Below are 17,729 nucleotides of genomic sequence, written 5' to 3'. Positions count from 1 at the left end.
GTGCTGGAATGCAAGGCCGCAGTCGCGATTGACCTTGGCCCGTCGCGGGGACAGTGTCGTGGCAATCTGGACATGAGGCGCCATGCAACCCCTACGCGGTATCGCATATAAACTGATCGCCGTGATGTGCTTCATCACCATGCAATCCCTGGTGAAATGGGTGTCCACGGACGTTCCCGCCGGGGAGTCGGTCTTTTTCCGCTCGCTCTTTGCCCTGCCGATCATCATCGGCTGGCTGGCCATGCGCGGGGATCTGCGCACCGGGCTGAAGGTGGCGCGACCGATGGCCCATGTCTGGCGCGGTTTTATCGGGACCTGCGCCATGGGGTCGATGTTCGCAGGTCTGGCCTTCCTGCCGCTGCCGGAGGTCACGGCGCTGACCTATGCGATGCCGCTGCTAGTGGTGATCTTCGCGGCGATGTTCCTGGATGAACGCGTCGGGGTGTTCCGTCTGGGGGCGGTGGCCCTGGGTTTGATAGGTGTCTTGATCGTGCTGGCCCCACGGGTGACGGCGCTGGAAGGCGACACGGTGCGCACGATGGAGGCCGTCGGGGCGGTCATCGTCCTGCTGGGCGCTGTCTGCGGGGCGCTGGCGCAGATCTTCATCCGCAAGATGGTGCAGACGGAGGAGGTATCGGCGATCGTCTTCTGGTTCAGCTGCACCTCGACGGGGATGGCGTTGCTGACGCTGCCCTTTGGCTGGGTCATGCCCACGCCGATGCAATTTGTTGCGTTGGTGATCACGGGTGTTATCGGGGGGATCGGGCAGATCTTCCTGACGTCCAGCTACCGGTTTGCAGATGCCAGTCTGGTGGCGCCCTTCGACTATGCCTCGATGCTCTTCGCCATCGTGATCGGTTATTTCATCTTTGCCGAGGTGCCGACCGGGCAGATGCTCTTTGGTGCGAGCCTGATCATCTTGGCGGGGATCATAATCATCCTGCGGGAGCGGCAGTTGGGGATACAGCGGGAAAAGGCGCGTCAGGCGAAACTGCCGGGGGGGTAGGGCAGCCAACCCCCTGCCCCAACTGAGTCCGGTCATTCCATTCCGAGTACTAAGGGCAGCGCCTGACCCGCGGGTGGGAAGCGAAGCGCCCGCCCTGGGGGCGGGTCGGGCGCTGCCCGGCGTTGCCGCCGGGCGGGACACATAAAAAGCGCCGTCCAAATTGCGCGTAGGGTGGTGTGGCGCGGCAGCCTCTGGCCCCTCACCACACCACCGGATGCACCTCCCCCGTCTGCACCTGTACCAGCCCCTGCGGCGCGTGGTCCGACGGGGCGACGAGGTTCCAGCGCCAGGGCGAACAGGTCAGCGTGGCAAAGGCCAGGCGCTCGGGGAAGCCTTCGGACCAGCGGGGGTGGAAGCTGGGTTCATACATCCAGTCAATCCGCGCCCCCGCGTCATAGAGGGCCTGCATATCGGCGGCCAGGTCCTGCGCCGGGCGGGCGGTCATCAGACCGGCGATCTCGTAGGGGACGGTGGCCACGACTTCCCCGCCATGGACGAGGACCCACCCCCCCTGCATCTCTGCGCAGGTGTTGACGGCCAGCGCCATGGCAGCGTCGGAGGAGCCGACGCACCAGATGTTGTGCTTGTCATGCGCCATGGAGCAGCAGAGCGCGGTCTCGGGATCGCGCGGGCCGCAGCCGAGCCAGAACATTTTCGACACGGCGGCCTGGCCGGAGAAGCGGTCGACAATGGAGAACTTGGTGATATTGCGCCCCGGGTCGCGCTGCACCGTTCCGTCCAGGACGGGCAGGTCGGCGGTGAGGAAATCGTCGGTCCAGTGGAAGGGACGCAACAGGGCGGCGGTCATGGTCTCGCGACCCTCGGCGGCGGGAATGGCGAAGTCCGCAGCGGCCAGGGGGCGGCCGATATTGACGGTCTGACGCGCCCAGTCGGGCCAGTCGATCCGGGGGATGTCCAACAGGTACGTCTCGCCGGTCGCGGCGTGCTGACCATTGGCCCAGACCTCCGCGATTTCGAAGGTTTCGATATCGGACAACAGGACGATATCGGCAAAACGCCCGGGTGTGACGGAGCCGACCCATTGGCTCAGCCGCATGTGGCGCGCCGGGTTGATCGTGGCCAGTTGGATCGCGGTTTCCGGGGGCAGGCCCGCCTCTATCGCCATGCGAACATTGCGGTCGGTCGCGCCGGTGGCGAGGACTTCCTGCGCGGGGCGGTCGTCGGTGGCCAGTGCAACCTGGGACCAGTCGGTCAGGCCCCGGTCGATCAGGCCCTTGATGATCTCCGCCCCGGTATGGATGCGGATTTCGAGGAAGAGGCCGGATTGCAGCTTGTCAAAGGCCTCCTCCGCCGTCCAGGCCTCGTGATCGGAGGCGGCGAAGGCGGCGAAGGCGTTGATATTGGGCAGGTCGCGGATCCCGGCGGCATGGCCTTCGACAACGGCGCGGGCCTCGTAGGTGGCCTCGATCATCGACCAGAGGCGGTTATGGGCAGGGTTGTCGCGGTCGCGGACGGCGGGCCAGTCCATGACCTCGTCCAGTCCGGTGGTCATCAGGCTTTCGCGCAGGAAACGGGTCTGGTCGCTGCCGTCCAGATGCGCCCCATGTTCCCAGGCGGTCGGCGGCACGGCGGAGCCGGGCAGGGGGAAGATCTTCAGCGGTGATCCGGCGCGTCCGGGGGGCAGCCAGAACTCCAGCGTGCGGTCGGGCAGGACGTTGGACAGTTCGTGGCTGGCCTCGCAGGTCCAGGTGTTGCCATGGGGGATGACGAGGGCGGCCTCGTACTCCGGGGTGACGTGCGAGCTTTCGATATGCTTGTGCACTTCGCCCAGTCCGGGGACGGCGGACAGACCTGGCTTAGAGACCGTTTCGCGCGCCTTGCCGGGGTAGCTGCCCTGCGGGCCGACATAGGCGATGCGGGTGCCGTGGATGGCGACCTCGATGTTGTCGCGCCAGAGGCCGGTGTTGGTGTCGAGCAGGCGGTCGAGCCGCAGCAGCGTGTCGGCGGGGGTCCGGCCGAGGGCGACGTCGATCAGGGTCTGGCGGATCGCTGTTTCGGTGGCGGCGGTCAGGTCGGTCATGTCCAGCCCTCGGCGGTCTTGGTGAGGATCGGGGTGGCAAAGGCGCCTTCGACGGGGGTGTCGCCGGTTCTGTCGCGCCAGCCCTCGCCCTGCAGCATGGCGGCGCCGATGGCGACCGGCTCAACCTCGATCAGCGAAAGCAGGCGCAGGGTGGAGGCGATGGAGGCCCCGGTGGAGAGCACGTCGTCAACCACGGCGACACGGGCTCTGTTCAGCAGGGGGAGCATCCGGGGATCGACGTAGAGCCGCTTGCCGCCGCCCGGTGTGGTGATGGATTTCAGATCGACGGAGAGGGCGTCGTCGTACCAGAACTTGCGCGAAGTCCCGAGGGGCACCATGCGCGGATGTCCCAGGCGGCGGGCCACGGCCTCGGCGAGCGTCAGACCGAGGGTTGGGATGCCGATGATGATGTCGGGTTTGAAGGGCCTTAGCTTCTCGGTCAGCGCATCGGCCAGTGCATCGAGCACGGCAAAGCTGGCCTGGTTGACGATGAGGGAGGCGACGCGGCGCCCGTCGGCCAGCTGCCGGATCGGCAGGAGCAATTGATGCGCGCCGAAGGGCACCGCGTAGGTTTCCTGGTCCTGTTGCACGCCGGGGGTCAGATCGGTGTGAAGCTGTTGCCAGACATCGGTTCTCATGCGCGGGGGGCCTTGTCTTCGGGGCTGTGGGGCGTAGCGTTGCAGGAAAAAGAGGTGCCCGAATGACCGAGATGACCCCTGAAACACTGGCCGATCTGACCGCCCTGCGCCGCGACCTGCATGCCCATCCCGAGTTGGGGTTCGAGGAGAAGCGCACGGCCGGGATCGTGGCCGACCGGCTGGCCGCGGCGGGGATCGAGGTGACGCGGGGGCTGGGTGGCACCGGTGTCGTTGGCACGCTGCGGCGCGGATCGGGGAACCGGGCGGTGATGCTGCGGGCGGATATGGATGCGCTGGCGATGCCGGAGGAGACGGGTCTGCCCTATGCCTCGACCGTGCCGGGGAAGATGCATGCCTGCGGGCATGACGGGCACACCACCATGCTGCTGGGCGCGGCGGAGGTGCTGGCGCGCGACGGCGCGTTCTCCGGCACGGTGCATTTCGTCTTTCAGCCCGCCGAGGAGGGGCGCGGCGGGGGTGCGGCCATGGTGGCGGACGGATTCTTTGACCGGTTCCCCGTGGATGCGGCCTATGGGCTGCACAATATGCCGGGGCTGGAACTGGGCGTCGTCGCGGCGGTGGAGGGGCCGCAACTGGCCAGTTCCGACAGTTGGGAGGTCACGTTTTACGGGATCGGGTCGCATGGGGCGAAGCCGCATCAGGGCCGCGATGCGGTGACAGCGGCGGGGGTTTTTCTGGCGCAGGTCCATGGCATCGTCGCGCGGGAGGTCGATCCGCTGGAGCCGGCGGTCGTCTCGGCCTGTGCGCTGGAGGCCGGGTCGTTCGACGCGCTGAACGTGATCCCGGAGGTGGTGCGCGTTGGCGGCACGGCGCGGGCCTATTCCATGACAGTACGCGACCAGCTGGAGGAGGCGATCGGCCGTCATGCGCGGGGCGTCGCGGCTGGTTATGGGATCGAGGTGGAGTATACCTTTCGCCGTCGCATCCCGCCGGTGGTCAACGAGGCGGGGCCGGTGGCCGTGGCGCGGCAGGCCGTACGGGGGCGTATGGGCGAGGCGCTGCTGCGCGAAAGCTTTCCGCCGTCGACCGCCGGGGATGACTTTGCCGAGTTCGGGACACGGGTGCCCGGCTGCTACGTTTGGCTGGGCATGGGCGAGACGCGGAAGAACGGGCAGCATCACAACACCAATTACGATTTCAACGATGCCTGCATTCCCTATGGCGTCGCCTTCTGGCGCGCCGTGGTGGAGGAGGAACTCGCCTAGCACGCCAGACCTTCGCAAAGGCGCGCGCGCAGGGCGTCGGCATCGACCCCCATGGCGACGCGGATCGGGTGCGGGCCTGCGATAAGCGCGCCGTCGTGGTCCACTTGCAGGTGGCGGGTCTCGATCCGGAAGAGGTCGGGGTGCAGGGCGTAGAGCGGCACGCAGGGGTCATGCAGCGGGCGGCTTTCGCTGCCCTTCGCCTGATGTTCCGTCTGCACGAAATAGGCGTCGATCAGATCGGCGGAGGCCACGGCGGGCGGTTTGCCGGTGGCGCGCAGGGTGTGGAGATAGGCGGCATCGGCGCGGAACTGGCGGGTGGCGTCCAGCGGGATCAGGGTCAGGTCCAGACCGGCGTGCAGCACGATGGCTGCGGCCTCCGGATCATGGGCGAGGTTGAATTCGCCCCGCCCCATGTTGCCGGGTTCGTCCACGGCGCCGCCCATGGCGATGATGCGACGGATGCGTTTTGCGGTGTCGGGGGCGCGGGTGATCAGTTGTGCGATATTGGTCAGCGGGGCGAGGCAGAAGAGGTCGATTGTCTGAGGGTCCGCCTGGTTCAGTATCGAAATCAGGTAGCCCACTGCATCCTCGCTGGCCGGGCGGGTCGCCGGATCGGGGAAGGTGACACCGCCAAGGCCGTCGTTGCCATGGATGCCAAGCTCCGGGCGCGGGTCGCGGCCCAAGGGGGCGGGGGCCCCGGCGTGCACCGGGGCATGGACGTCGGCGAGGGTGGCGATCTTCAGCGCGTTGGCGGTCGTGACCGAGAGGCCGATATTGCCGGCGACGGTCGTCATGGCGGCGATGTCGAGATCGGGGTGGCGCAGGGCGTAGAGGATGGCGATGGCGTCGTCGATGCCGGGGTCGGTGTCGATGATGGCGGGCATCTCAGCCTCCCATGTCGAGTTTGGCCATGTTGATCTTGAGCATGCGGGCGGTCTGGAGGAAGTCGGCCATGGTCTTCTCCGTGTCGATTGTCTGGACCTGGCGGTCCTGCATCAACCATTTACCGGCCACCATGGTGGAGATGACATCCGTCGGCATGGTCGCATAGACCAGCATCGAATAGATGTCGTAGATCGGGTGCAGGCGCGGGTCCTTGAGAGAGACGCGTATCAGGTCGGCCTGTTTGCCGGGTTCGAGCGAGCCGATCTTGTCCGCCATCCGCAGGGTGGCGGCGCCCTCGATGGTGGCCATCTTGATGACCTCGACTGAGGGAAGGGCGCTGCGGGTGCCCTGGGCGATGTTCTGGAACATTACCGCCGGAGCGAACTGGCTGAAGAGGTCGAGCGTGTTGCCGGACATCGGGCCGTCGGTGGCTATGCCGACCTGCACACCACGGGCCCGCAGGGCCGTGATCGGGGCAACACCGCGCCCGGCCTTGCCGTTGGAGCGCGCGTTATAGGCGACATGGGTGCCAGACTCGGCGATCAGGTCCATGTCCTCCTCGGTCGGGTACATGACATGGGCGGCGATCAGGCGGTCGGTCAGCAGGCCCGCGCGGTCGGTGAGTTCGACGGTCGTCGCGCCCTGGTCAGCGGCCCAGTCGAGTTCCGCCTTCGTTTCCGCCAGGTGCATCTGCACGGGCAGGTCGGGATGGGCGTCGGACCATGCGGCGATGCGCTCCATCACCTCGACCCCGGTCGAATAGGGCGCATGCGGCGCGGCGGAGGCGGTGAGCAGGGGGTGGCCGTCGCAGAGGTCGGCGAGCTTGTCGAGCAGGGCAAAGCCCTCGTCCATGCTCTTGTGGTCGGGGGCGTCGAAATTGGCCAGCGTCTGGCCCAGCACGCCACGCATTCCCGCGCGATGCAGGACGCCGCCGATGTGGTCCTCGAAATAATACATGTCCGCCACGGTGGTCACGCCGCCACGGATCATCTCCAGCGCGGCGAGGGTGGCGCCCACGGTCACCAGTTCGGCGGTCATCAGCGCGCGTTCCAGCGGCAGGATGTAACGGAAAAGGCGGTCGTCCACGTCTTCGCCAAGGCCCCGGAAAAGGGTCATGGGCATGTGGCAGTGCGGGTTGACCATGCCGGGCATGATCAGATCACCGTCCATGTCCTGCTGCGGCCCCTCGGGCGGGGTGCCCATGCCGAGGCGGGTGATCCTGTCGCCCTCCATCTCGATCCAGCCGCCGGAGAAATCCGTCAGGTCGGCATCCATGGTCAGGATGCGGGCGTTGTAGAGGATCAGGCGCTCAGGAGGCAGCATTGTTCTGGCTGTGGGATGAGGACGGCGGGGTTGCCGCTGTCATAGGGTTGGGCGAGGGGGCCGTTGGCCTTCACCTCTCCGGCGGGGGTGTCGCATTGGTATTGGTAGGCGCGGCCCAGGTAGGTGCGCAACCCCAGAGTTGTGGGGATGCCCTCGCCCTCCGGCGCGACCAGCAGACCCTCGGGCCGGGTGGCGAGGATGAAATCCCTGGCGGGGACGGTGAACTGCGATTTCGGCAGGGTCAGGATCGCGCCTCCCGGCATTTCGGCGCGGACGGCATCGCCCGCCTCGGCCACGGCGCGCAGGGGGATCATGTTTTCGAAACCGACGAAATCCGCGACGAAGGCGTTGGCGGGGCGGGAATAAAGCACCTCGGGCGTGTCGAGCTGCATGATCCGGCCCGCGTTCATGATCGCGACGCGGTCGGAGATGCTGAACGCCTCCTCCTGGTCGTGGGTGACATAGAGCGCGGTGGTGCCGTTGGCCTTCTGCAAGCGGCGGATTTCGACCCGCATGTCGACGCGCAGCTTGGCGTCGAGGTTTGACAACGGCTCGTCGAACATCAAGAGCGGCGGTTCGATCACGAGGGCACGAGCCAGGGCGACCCGCTGACGCTGCCCGCCGGAGAGGTTGGCGGGGTGGCGGTCGGCAAAGTCGGTCAGGCCGACACGGTCGATCATCGTATCGGCGCGTTTGCGGCGCTCCGCCGCGCCCAGCCCGCGCTGTTTCAGCCCGAAGGCCACGTTGTCGCGCACGGTGAGGTGGGGGAAGAGCGCGTAGGTCTGGAACACCAGCCCGATGTTGCGGGCATGGGCGGGCAGTCGGGTGAGATCCCGGTCGCCCAGCTGGATCGACCCCGTGGTCGGTTCGAGGAAGCCCGCCACCAGCCGCAGCGTCGTCGTCTTGCCGCAGCCGGAGGAGCCGAGGAGCGAGACCAGCTCGCCCTCGCCGACATGCAGGTCGAGGTCTTCGAGCACCTTGGTCGTGCCGTAATGGGCGGTGATGCCCGAGAGGGTGAGGGATACTGTCATGGCTATTTCGTCAGGAAGGTGAGGCCCAGGGTGCGTTCGACGATGGCCATGACGCCGACGGTCACGAACATCAGCAGCACCGAGACAGAGGCGATGGTGGGGTCGAAGAACTGCTCCATATGGGCCAGAAGCTGGATCGGCAGGGTGGAGATGCCCGGCCCGGTTAGGAAGATGGAGATGGAGACATCGTTGAGCGAGGTGATGAAGGCGAGGATGAAGCCCGCGATGATGCCCGCGCGCACGTTCGGCAGGACCACGGTGAAGAAGGCCTTCCACCGCGGGCAGCCGAGGGAGACCGCGGCCTCCTCGATCGAGAAGTCGAAGGCGTTGAGCGAGGCACCGACAACACGCACGCAATAGGGCAGGACCAGCAGCGCGTGGCCGACCAGCAGGGCCGCCATGATCGGGAAGCCCGCGCCGACCGCGACGGATTTCATCAACGAAAAGCCCAGGACGATTTCGGGGATCAGGATCGGCAGGACGTAGACATTGCCGAGGATCGCGGGGAGTTCGTAGCGGTAGCGCGCCATGGCATAGGCGGCGGGAATGCCGATCAGCATCGACAGGGCGGTGCCCCCGACGGCCAGGATGAAGGAGGTGACCATTGTGCGGCGGAAGGCGCTGATCTCGAATATGTTCTCATACCACTTCAGCGACAGGCCCTGCGGCGGGAAGGTCAGGAAGGAGGTTTCGGAGAGCGACGTGCCGATGATGATCACCAGCGGGCCGATCAGGAAGGCGAAGGTCAGGACCGCAAAGGCGATGAGGAGGGGATGCGTCTTCATCAGCCGGCCACCGGGTTCAGTTTGCGGGCGAGTTTGGACATCGCCAAGACCGTGCTCAGCGTGACGACGACCATCACGGCGGCGATGGTCGAGGCGCCGACCCAGTCGAAGGTGACCATGGCGCGCTGATACAGGAAGGTGCCCATCATCATCTGACGTTCCCCGCCCAGAAGCTGCGGCGTGGCGTAGGAGGTGAAGGAGCCGGTGAAGACCAGAACCGAGCCGACGATCAGCCCCGGCACGGCCATCGGCAGGATCACCTGCCGGAAGGCAGCGGCGGGCGTTGCGCCCAGTGACGCGGCGGCCTCCGTCAGGTCCTGCGGGATGCCTTCGAGGACACCGACGAGGGTCAGTATCATCAGCGGCACGAAGAGATAGACCATGGCGATGGTCACGGAAAACTGGGTGTAGAGCATCGACAGGGGCTCGGCGATGACGCCGAGCCAGATGAGCGTGTCGTTCAGGATGCCGTTCTTGCCCAGGATGATCAGCCAGGCGAAGGAGCGGACGACCACGCCGGTCAGCAGCGGGAAGACCGCGGCGATGATCAGCAGCGATTTCATTCGCGAGGGGGCCTTGGCGACAACCCATGCGGTGAGAAAGCCGACGATGAGCGAAATGGTGGTCGTGATCACCGCGACCTCCATCGTGCGCCACAGGACGGTCATCCGGAAGCGCGAGTTGAAGAAGGCGGCATATTGCGCAAACGGGCCCTTGGGATCGCCGAAGGTGGTGGCCAGGGTCGACAAGACCGGCAGGCCCAGGAAGAGCAGGACCAGCAGGAGAGCGGGGGCAGACAGGGCCCAGGCGCGGAGGCGGGGGGACATTATTCTTTGTGCCGGTCTTTGGTGGCGGCTGTCGGGCCGATGAGTATTTGGGGAAAGATGAAGCCGGGATGGGCGCGCGGGAAGGCCGCGCGCCCCGCGTTGATTACATGCCGAAGATTTCGTTCCAGCGGTCGATCCAGTCGGATTTGGCCGCGTTCATCTTGGCATAGTCCATGGTGTTGAGGGCGTCGATCTCCTCCTGCCCGTAGGTCCAGTTGGCAGCCTGTTCCGGCGTCAGTTCGACACGCGTGTTGATCGGCGCGTCCACGCCCTGTTCCGCTTCGAGTTGCTGAACTTCCTTGGAGAGGACGAAGTCGATGAATTGGTAGGCCAGCTCGACGTTTTCGGCGCCCGTGGGGATGTTGAGCGTGTTCAGAACTGCAATATCGCCATCTTCGAGCTCCGCCCAGGTCATGGTCGGGATCGCCTCTTTCAACGAGCGCAGGGTGAAGTCCTGGGTCATGGTGACGGTGATTTCGCCGGTAGACGCGAGGTTCACCATTTCGGAGCCGGTGTTGTAGTTCTTGACCACGTTCGGCTTGATTTCCTCGATCTTGGCGAAGGTGGCGTCGGCATCCTCGTAAGCATCGACGCCCGCCTGTTTGCCGGCCTGAACCACGAACATCGGGCCCGCGGTCGTGGTGATGTTGGGAAGCGAGATCTGGCCCGCCAGATCCTCGCGCCAGAGGTCGCCCCAGGAGGTGATCTGATCAACCTTGGCGCTGTCGTAGACGATGCCAATGCGGCCGACCGTATAAGCCGGACCATAGCCGCCCTGCGGGTCCTGGGCGATCTCGTAAAGCTCGCCGATGTTCGACAGTTTGGAACGGTCGATCTTCTGGAAGATGCCCGACTCGATGCCGACCTGGCTATAGCTGTCGGTCAGGAAGATGACATCGACACCCTTGCCGCCGCGGGCGGTCAGCTTGCCCAGACGGTCGGAGTTGTTGCCGGTTTCGAAGATGACGTCGCAGCCGCATTTTTCCTTGAAGGGTTCGATGATATTGGCGTTGAGCTTTTCACCGTTGTAGCCCCACCAGGAGACAACCAGGGTTTCGGCCCGGGCCGCGGCGGTGGTCGCCAACAGGGCGATTGCGGACAATTTGAGTGATTTCTTCATGACGCGTGACCTGTCCTTCTGCGTGAGTCGGTTGTCCCCGACCGGATCATAGGCGTTCAGTGGGAACCGGGAGGCCCCCGCCTGTCAAGGCAGGGGCGTGGTTGCCGCAGTGGGGACGGAAAGTTTGTGTCAGCGCGGGCGGGTGCTGAAGAATTGGGCGGTGGCAGGACCGGCGCGGCCTTTGGTGGGCGGTTTTCTCAGTAGGTGAGGCCGGTTAGCGCGACCAATCCGCCGGCGAAGATCCCGGCCAGGACCGGCAGGATCAGGCTGGCCCCCAGGCGCAGGGCGATGAATTTCCAGCCCATGATCGGCGCTTCGTAGGCCAGCATCCGGTGCAGCGCAAAGACCGACCAACCCGCCACGAGGGCGACCATCTGTGGCGCGCCCGCCCCGCTTTGCAGAAAGACGATGGCGATCGGAAAGGAGGTCATCGGCCCGCCCGGCAGCAGCCCGCCGACGAGCGAGGCGGTGATGATCCCGGCCATGCCGGAGGCGGGGCCGAGCAGGCGGGTCATGGCCTCCACCGGGATGATGTGGATCAGGAAGGAAGCGGTGATCAGCGCCAGCGGCAGGCGCAGCACCAGGGTCTTGGCGATGCCCATGGCGGACTGTCCGCCGGCCTTCAGGCCCGGTGTGCCTTCGCGCCGCCAGACCAGCACGGCCAAGACGATCACCGCCAGCCAGACGAAGATCAGCGGGCCGTTCACCTCTGCTCCTCCTCGGGGTCCTTCAGCTGAAACAGGGGCCAGCGGCCCAGCCAGCGGGCGATCAGCCCGGCGACCAACGGCAGTGGCAGGCAGGCGAGGTAGCGCAGCGTGGTGAATTCGACGCCGAGCAGGGGCAGTTCCCAGACGATCAGCCGGTTGAAGCCCAGAAGCGACCAGGCGGAGATGAAGGCGATCAGCGCGCCCGCATCCGCCCCGGCGATCCACAGGGCATAGACCATGGGAAAGGAGGTGAAGGGCCCGCCCGGTGTCAGCAATCCGGCGAGGGAGGCCAGAAGCAGCCCGGTCATGCCGGAACTGCCGCCGAGCCAGCGCGCGACCTTTTCCCGGCTGACCAGTCGTGTGACGAGGCCGCCGATCAGCAGGCCGGCGGCCAGTTGCGGCAGGATCTGCACGAACAGGATACCGGCCCGTTCCAGCGACTCGGTCACCGCGCCACTTCCGAACCGGGAATAGGCGATGCCCCCGGTGACGATGGCAAGCAGCAGAAAGACGATATCGGTCTTGGGGATTTTCACGGGCGGGCGCCCGGTCTCTCGTCCAAAATCATGCGCTGTGCCAGAGGCCCGCCTCCTTGGCCGCTGCCATGCCCTGATCTAGGGAGGTCCAGGCGCGGTCGATCAGCAGGTCGATCTCGGCGCGGGTGATCACGAGGGGCGGAGAGATGATCATCCGGTCCCCTACATGGCGCATCACGAGGTTGTTGGCGAAGCAGCGTTCGCGGGTCATGTAGCCGATGGTCCCGGCCTCCGCCGCGAAGGCCGCCCGCGCGCTCTTGTCCGGCGTCAGGGCAAGGGAGCCCATCATGCCGGTGATCTTGGCCTCGCCGACCATCGGGTGGTCTGTCAGGCTCTCGAACTTCTCTTTCAGATAGGGGCCGGTGTCCTCGCGCACCCGGTCGACGATCCCCTCCTCTTCGAGGATGCGCAGATTTTCGAGGGCAACGGCGCAGGCCACCGGGTGACCGGAGTAGGTGTAGCCGTGGTTGAATTCCGTGGCTCCGATCACTGCGGCGACTTCATCCGACACGATGGACCCGCCGATCGGCTGATAGCCGGAGCTGAGGCCCTTGGCGATGGTCACGATATCTGGTTTCAGGTCGAGCGTCTGGGAGCCGAACCAGTTCCCGGTGCGGCCGAAGCCGCAGATGACCTCGTCCGCGATGAAGAGGATCTCGCGTTCGCGGCAGATGCGCATGACCTCGGGCCAGTAAGTCTCGGGCGCGATGATGACACCGCCTGCCCCCTGAACCGGTTCCGCGATGAAGGCGGCGACGTTGTCCTCGCCCAGCTCGTCGATTTTGGCTTCCAGCTGGCGGGCGCGTTCTAGGCCGAATTCCTCGGGCGACAGGTCGCCGCCTTCGGCCCACCAGTTGGGCTGGTCGATATGTTCGATGCCGGGGATCGGCAGGCCGCCCTGGGCGTGGATCCCCTTCATTCCGCCAAGCGAGCCGGACCCGACGGAGGAGCCGTGATAGGCGTTCCAGCGGGAAATGATGATCTGCTTGGAGGGCTTGCCCTTTTCCGCCCAGTAGGTGCGGACCATGCGCAGATTGGTGTCGTTCGCCTCGGATCCCGAGGAGGAATAGAAAACCTTGTTCAGCCCCTCCGGCGCCAGCTGGGCCAGTTTGGCCGACAGGGCGATGACCGGGGTATGGGAGGTCTTGAAGAAGGTGTTGTAGTACGGGAGCTCGCGTATCTGGCGCGCCGCGACCTCGGCCAGTTCCTCGCGCCCGTAGCCGACATTCACGCACCACAGGCCGGCCATGGCATCCAGGATTTCCTCGCCCTCGCTGTCGGTCAGCATCACGCCCTTGGCGGCAGTGATGACCCGCACGCCCGACTCGGCCAGATCGTCCTGGGTGGAGAAGGGATGCATGTGATGTGCTGCGTCCAGGGCCTGAAGCTCGGCGGTCGGCAGGTGGTTGGTGATCTGCTGCATGAAATTCTCCCGTTTCGCGGTTTGAGGCGACGCTACGCCCGCAATCCGGAAAACGCCATATTGCCAGATGCGGAAATTGTTGATTGGATCATCCCCCGAGGACGCTACCTGTATGACGTCCAAGGGAGTCTCAAATGTCTAAAACACTTATCGCACTCACCGCAGCCCTCACTGTCGCCTCCGGCGCCATCGCCGAAGAGGTGCGGGTCTACAACTGGTCCGACTATATCGACGAGGAGCTCCTCGCGAAATTCGAGGAAGAAACCGGGATCGATCTGATCTACGACGTCTTTGACAGCAACGAGTTGCTGGAAACCAAGATGCTGGCCGGCGGGTCGGGCTATGACGTCGTGGTGCCGACCGGCACATTCCTGCAGCGCCAGATCATGGCCGGGTCGTTCCAGCCGCTGGACAAGTCCAAGCTGTCGAACATCGACAACCTCTGGGACGTGATCCAGAAGCGGACCGATGTCTATGACCCGAATGGCGAATATTCGATCAACTACATGTGGGGCACCACCGGGATCGGCGCCAACGTCAACAAGGTGAAGGAAGTTCTGGGCGAGGATGCGCCCCTGAATTCGCTGTCGCTGATTTTTGATCCGGCCAATGCGGAGAAGCTATCCTCCTGCGGCATTCACATGCTGGATGCCCCGACGGAGATGATCCCCGCCGCGCTGACCTATGCGGGTTGGGAAGGCGGCCCGGACGACCACAGCGAAGAAGCCCTGGCCAAGGCCGAAGAGGTGCTGATGGCGATCCGGCCCTATGTGCAGAAGTTCCATTCCTCCGAATACATCAATGCGCTGGCCAATGGTGACATCTGTGTCGCCTTCGGCTGGTCCGGCGACATCCTGCAGGCCCGCGACCGTGCGGCCGAGGCCGACAACGGTGTCGAGGTGACCTACGAGGTGCCGACGGAAGGCGCGCTGATGTGGTTCGACCAGATGGCGATCCCGGTGGATGCGCCGAACCCGGAGGGGGCGCACAAGTTCCTGAACTTCATCATGGATGCGCAGAACATGGCAGCCGCGTCGAACTACGTCTACTACGCGAACGGCAACAAGGCCTCGCAGGAGTACCTGGTGGAAGACGTCATCGGCGACACGGCGATCTATCCGGACGAGGCCACGCTGGACAATCTTTACACCGTCACGCCCTTTGACGTGAAGGATCAGCGTAACCTCACCCGGACCTGGACCAAGATCAAATCCGGTACCTGATCCGCAAGACCGGCCCGCGCGACATCCCGCGCGGGCCTTTTCAAAGACCGAGGCCCCATGCCCCAGACTGTCTTCGCCCCTTGGGACGATCCGACCCAGAAGCCACTGATCCAGTTCAAGGGCGTGACCAAGCGGTTCGGTGATTTCACCGCCATCGATTCCATCGACCTTGATATCTACACGCGGGAGTTCTTTGCCCTGCTCGGTCCGTCCGGCTGTGGCAAGACCACGCTGATGCGGATGCTGGCCGGGTTCGAGACCCCGACCGAGGGGTCCATTCTGCTGTCCGGTCAGGACATCGGCCCGGTGCCGCCCAATCAGCGGGCGGTGAACATGATGTTCCAGAGCTATGCGCTTTTTCCCCATCTGACGATCTGGGAAAACATCGCCTTCGGGCTGAAGCGCGAGGGCAAGGACAAGGTGACGATCGAGGCCCGCGTGGCGGAGATGCTGAAGCTGACCCGGCTGGAGAAATTCGCCAAACGCAAGCCGCATCAGATTTCGGGCGGTCAACGGCAACGGGTTGCCCTGGCGCGGTCTCTGGCCAAGGCGCCGGAGCTGCTGCTTCTGGATGAACCGCTTGGCGCGCTGGACAAAAAGCTGCGCGAGGAAACGCAGTTCGAACTGATGGATATTCAGGAGAAAACCGGCACCACCTTTGTCATCGTCACCCACGACCAGGAAGAGGCGATGACGGTCGCCTCCCGCGTGGCGGTGATGGACGAGGGGCGGTTGATGCAGGTCTCCACCCCCGATGCGATCTACGAGGCGCCGAATTCGGTCTATGTGGCGGATTTCATCGGTGACGTGAACATCATCGAAGGTCGGGCGCAACAGGCGGAGGACCGGTTGCAGATCGACTGGGCCGAGGGCCAGCCCGCCCTGACGGCGAAGACGGACAAGGCGTTCGACCCCGGTCAGACCTGCTACCTTGCGATCCGGCCGGAGAAGATCGCGATCTCCGCCGACCGGCCGACCGGGGCCAATGTGCTGCAGGGGGATGTGCTGGATATCGCCTATCTCGGCAATATCTCGACCTATCACGTCAAACTGCCGACTGGTCATGTGATCAAGGCGCAGCAGGCGAACACGCGGCGGATTTCCCGGCGGGAGTTCACCTGGGAGGACAAGGTCTGGGTCAGCTGGTCGGAGACCGCGGCCGTGGTGCTGGACCGGTGAGGGGCTTCGCTTCATACGATTGGCGTGGCGTCGGCGGGGTGATCACCGCAACGACCGCAATCAGAGGTGCCCCATGCGCCGTCTGATCCTCATCGCCATCCCTTACCTCTGGCTCTTTGCCCTGTTCCTGATCCCGTTCCTGATTGTGCTGAAGATCAGCCTCAGCGACGCTGCGCTGGCGCGGCCGCCTTACTTTCCGCAGCTGGACCTTTCGCAGGGCTGGCAGGGCATCAAGGATTTCTTCTCCGAGCTCGATTTCGAAAATTTCGTCTTCCTCACGACCGACAGCCTTTACTGGAAGGCCTATCTCTCGTCCCTCCAGATCGCGTTGATCTCGACCCTGCTGACCCTGCTGGTCGGTTTCCCGATCGCCTATGCCATGGCGCGCGCGCCGGAGGAGTGGCGCCCGACCCTGATGATGCTGGTGATCCTGCCCTTCTGGACGTCGTTCCTGATCCGGGTCTACTCCTGGATGGGTATCCTCAGCCAGAACGGGCTGCTGAACGGGTTTCTGCTGTGGACGGGGGTGATCAGCGAACCGCTAACGATCCTGAACACCGATATCGCCGTCTATATCGGCATCACCTATACCTATCTGCCCTTCATGATCCTGCCGGTCTATGCAGCGCTGGAGAAGCTGGATGGCTCGCTGCTGGAAGCGGCGGAGGATCTGGGCTGTTCGCGCCTCACGGCCTTCTGGCTGATAACCATCCCGCTGTCCAAACAGGGGGTGATCGCGGGCTGTTTCCTCGTCTTCATCCCGGCCATGGGCGAATTCGTGATCCCTTCGCTTCTGGGCGGATCGGAGACGCTGATGATCGGCAAGGTGCTCTATGAGGAGTTCTTCTCCAACCGCGATTGGCCGGTGGCCTCGGCGGTGGCGGTGGTGCTGCTGCTGATCCTGATCGTGCCGATCGTAATGTTCCAGCGCAACGAACAGAAACAGCGGGAGGCAGAGGGATGAGACGCCTGTCGTCGTTCAACGTGGTCTCGCTGACCCTTGGCTTTGCCTTCCTCTACCTGCCGATGGTGATTCTGGTGATCTACTCGTTCAACGAGTCGAAACTGGTCACTGTCTGGGCCGGGTTCTCCACCAAGTGGTATGGCGAGTTGATGCGGAACGAGGCCTTTCTGGATGCGGCCCTGGTGACGCTGAAGGTGGCGGTGATGACCTCGACCCTGGCCACGGTTCTGGGCACCTGCGCAGCCTATGTTCTGGTGCGGATCCACCGGTTTCCGGGGCGGACGCTTTTTGCCGGGATGACCTATGCGCCGCTGGTTATGCCAGATGTGATCCTCGGGCTGTCGCTGCTGCTGCTCTTCATCGGCCTGAACATCGACCGAGGGGTTCTGACCATTGTGCTGGCGCATACGACCTTTGCCATGTGCTATGTCTCGGTCGTGGTGTCCTCTCGCCTCGTCGCCTTCGATGCCTCGCTGGAGGAGGCGGCGCTGGATCTGGGCGCGACGCCCTGGCAGTGCTTTCGCCTGATCACCCTGCCGATCATCGCGCCTGCGGTGATCTCCGGCTGGTTGCTGGCCTTTACGCTGTCGCTGGACGATCTGGTGATCGCGTCCTTCACCGCGGGGCCATCATCGACCACGCTGCCGATGAAGATCTTTTCGGCCGTCCGTCTGGGGGTCTCGCCCGAGATCAACGCACTGTCGACGATCATGATCGCGCTGGTGACCATCGGGGTCATCACAGCCTCCCTGATGTCGAAAAGCGCGGCGGTGCGGCGGGCGAAGGAAGAGAAGGCCGCGGACCGGGCGTGAGTG

17 protein-coding genes are annotated in these 17,729 nt (G+C 64.8%); 6 read left to right on the top strand and 11 right to left on the bottom strand.

Annotated features, from left to right (window positions below; all coding sequences use genetic code 11):
- The first annotated feature begins 82 nt into the window (after positions 1-82).
- A complete protein-coding gene (locus ACFC2Y_RS05775) occupies positions 83-1,006 on the top strand; it encodes a DMT family transporter (RefSeq protein WP_375174200.1) in 924 nt (307 codons plus the stop codon).
- A gap of 199 nt (positions 1,007-1,205) precedes the next feature.
- Here ACFC2Y_RS05775 and ACFC2Y_RS05770 read toward each other — a convergent pair whose 3' ends face one another.
- Complete coding sequence (locus ACFC2Y_RS05770) at positions 1,206-3,047, bottom strand: adenine deaminase C-terminal domain-containing protein (protein ID WP_375174201.1); 1,842 nt, start codon at positions 3,045-3,047, stop codon at positions 1,206-1,208.
- Positions 3,044-3,685, bottom strand: a complete 642-nt coding sequence (locus tag ACFC2Y_RS05765) for a phosphoribosyltransferase (RefSeq protein WP_375174202.1) — start codon at positions 3,683-3,685, stop codon at positions 3,044-3,046. The genes ACFC2Y_RS05770 and ACFC2Y_RS05765 overlap by 4 nt, the downstream gene beginning before the upstream one ends.
- Before the next feature lie 62 nt (positions 3,686-3,747).
- Between ACFC2Y_RS05765 and ACFC2Y_RS05760 the strand changes: the two genes are divergently transcribed.
- A complete protein-coding gene (locus ACFC2Y_RS05760; RefSeq protein ID WP_375174203.1) occupies positions 3,748-4,911 on the top strand; it encodes an amidohydrolase in 1,164 nt (387 codons plus the stop codon).
- Here ACFC2Y_RS05760 and ACFC2Y_RS05755 read toward each other — a convergent pair.
- The 9 genes from ACFC2Y_RS05755 to ACFC2Y_RS05715 form a co-directional block, all read right to left on the bottom strand.
- Complete coding sequence (locus ACFC2Y_RS05755; RefSeq protein WP_375174204.1) at positions 4,908-5,795, bottom strand: nucleoside hydrolase; 888 nt, start codon at positions 5,793-5,795, stop codon at positions 4,908-4,910. The genes ACFC2Y_RS05760 and ACFC2Y_RS05755 overlap by 4 nt on opposite strands.
- Position 5,796: 1 nt before the next feature.
- Positions 5,797-7,119: an amidohydrolase family protein gene (locus ACFC2Y_RS05750; RefSeq protein WP_375174205.1), complete on the bottom strand. Its 1,323-nt coding sequence runs from the start codon at positions 7,117-7,119 to the stop codon at positions 5,797-5,799.
- Positions 7,098-8,150, bottom strand: coding sequence for an ABC transporter ATP-binding protein (locus tag ACFC2Y_RS05745; protein WP_375174206.1), 1,053 nt, complete (start codon positions 8,148-8,150; stop codon positions 7,098-7,100). Before ACFC2Y_RS05745 ends, ACFC2Y_RS05750 begins: the two co-directional genes overlap by 22 nt.
- A gap of 2 nt (positions 8,151-8,152) precedes the next feature.
- Entirely contained in the window at positions 8,153-8,935 is a 783-nt protein-coding gene (locus ACFC2Y_RS05740; RefSeq protein WP_375174207.1) for an ABC transporter permease, read from the bottom strand.
- Positions 8,935-9,762, bottom strand: a complete 828-nt coding sequence (locus tag ACFC2Y_RS05735) for an ABC transporter permease (protein WP_375174208.1) — start codon at positions 9,760-9,762, stop codon at positions 8,935-8,937. The genes ACFC2Y_RS05740 and ACFC2Y_RS05735 overlap by 1 nt, the downstream gene beginning before the upstream one ends.
- Before the next feature lie 103 nt (positions 9,763-9,865).
- Positions 9,866-10,882 carry a polyamine ABC transporter substrate-binding protein gene (locus ACFC2Y_RS05730; RefSeq protein ID WP_375174209.1) on the bottom strand — a complete coding sequence of 339 codons (1,017 nt, stop codon included), beginning with the start codon at positions 10,880-10,882 and terminating at the stop codon, positions 9,866-9,868.
- Between the two features lie 197 nt (positions 10,883-11,079).
- Positions 11,080-11,589, bottom strand: a complete 510-nt coding sequence (locus ACFC2Y_RS05725) for a hypothetical protein (protein ID WP_375174210.1) — start codon at positions 11,587-11,589, stop codon at positions 11,080-11,082.
- Positions 11,586-12,125 carry a permease gene (locus ACFC2Y_RS05720; protein WP_375174211.1) on the bottom strand — a complete coding sequence of 180 codons (540 nt, stop codon included), beginning with the start codon at positions 12,123-12,125 and terminating at the stop codon, positions 11,586-11,588. The genes ACFC2Y_RS05725 and ACFC2Y_RS05720 overlap by 4 nt, the downstream gene beginning before the upstream one ends.
- Before the next feature lie 28 nt (positions 12,126-12,153).
- The gene (locus ACFC2Y_RS05715) at positions 12,154-13,548 is read right to left on the bottom strand and encodes an aspartate aminotransferase family protein (protein WP_375174212.1); all 1,395 of its coding nucleotides are present in this window, start codon (positions 13,546-13,548) and stop codon (positions 12,154-12,156) included.
- Positions 13,549-13,682: 134 nt separating this feature from the next.
- Between ACFC2Y_RS05715 and ACFC2Y_RS05710 the strand changes: the two genes are divergently transcribed.
- The 4 genes from ACFC2Y_RS05710 (at position 13,683) to ACFC2Y_RS05695 (ending at position 17,726) form a co-directional block, all read left to right on the top strand.
- Entirely contained in the window at positions 13,683-14,771 is a 1,089-nt protein-coding gene (locus tag ACFC2Y_RS05710; RefSeq protein ID WP_375174213.1) for a polyamine ABC transporter substrate-binding protein, read from the top strand.
- Positions 14,772-14,828: 57 nt separating this feature from the next.
- Complete coding sequence (locus tag ACFC2Y_RS05705) at positions 14,829-15,950, top strand: ABC transporter ATP-binding protein (RefSeq protein ID WP_375174214.1); 1,122 nt, start codon at positions 14,829-14,831, stop codon at positions 15,948-15,950.
- Positions 15,951-16,023: 73 nt separating this feature from the next.
- Complete coding sequence (locus ACFC2Y_RS05700) at positions 16,024-16,914, top strand: ABC transporter permease subunit (protein ID WP_375174215.1); 891 nt, start codon at positions 16,024-16,026, stop codon at positions 16,912-16,914.
- Complete coding sequence (locus ACFC2Y_RS05695) at positions 16,911-17,726, top strand: ABC transporter permease (protein ID WP_375174216.1); 816 nt, start codon at positions 16,911-16,913, stop codon at positions 17,724-17,726. The genes ACFC2Y_RS05700 and ACFC2Y_RS05695 overlap by 4 nt, the downstream gene beginning before the upstream one ends.
- The last annotated feature ends 3 nt before the right edge of the window (positions 17,727-17,729 follow it).

The sequence above is a fragment of the Pseudooceanicola sp. genome, from assembly GCF_041987405.1.
In the GTDB taxonomy this organism is placed as follows: Bacteria; Pseudomonadota; Alphaproteobacteria; order Rhodobacterales; family Rhodobacteraceae; genus Pseudooceanicola.
This window is presented reverse-complemented; position numbering and strand designations above follow the sequence as displayed.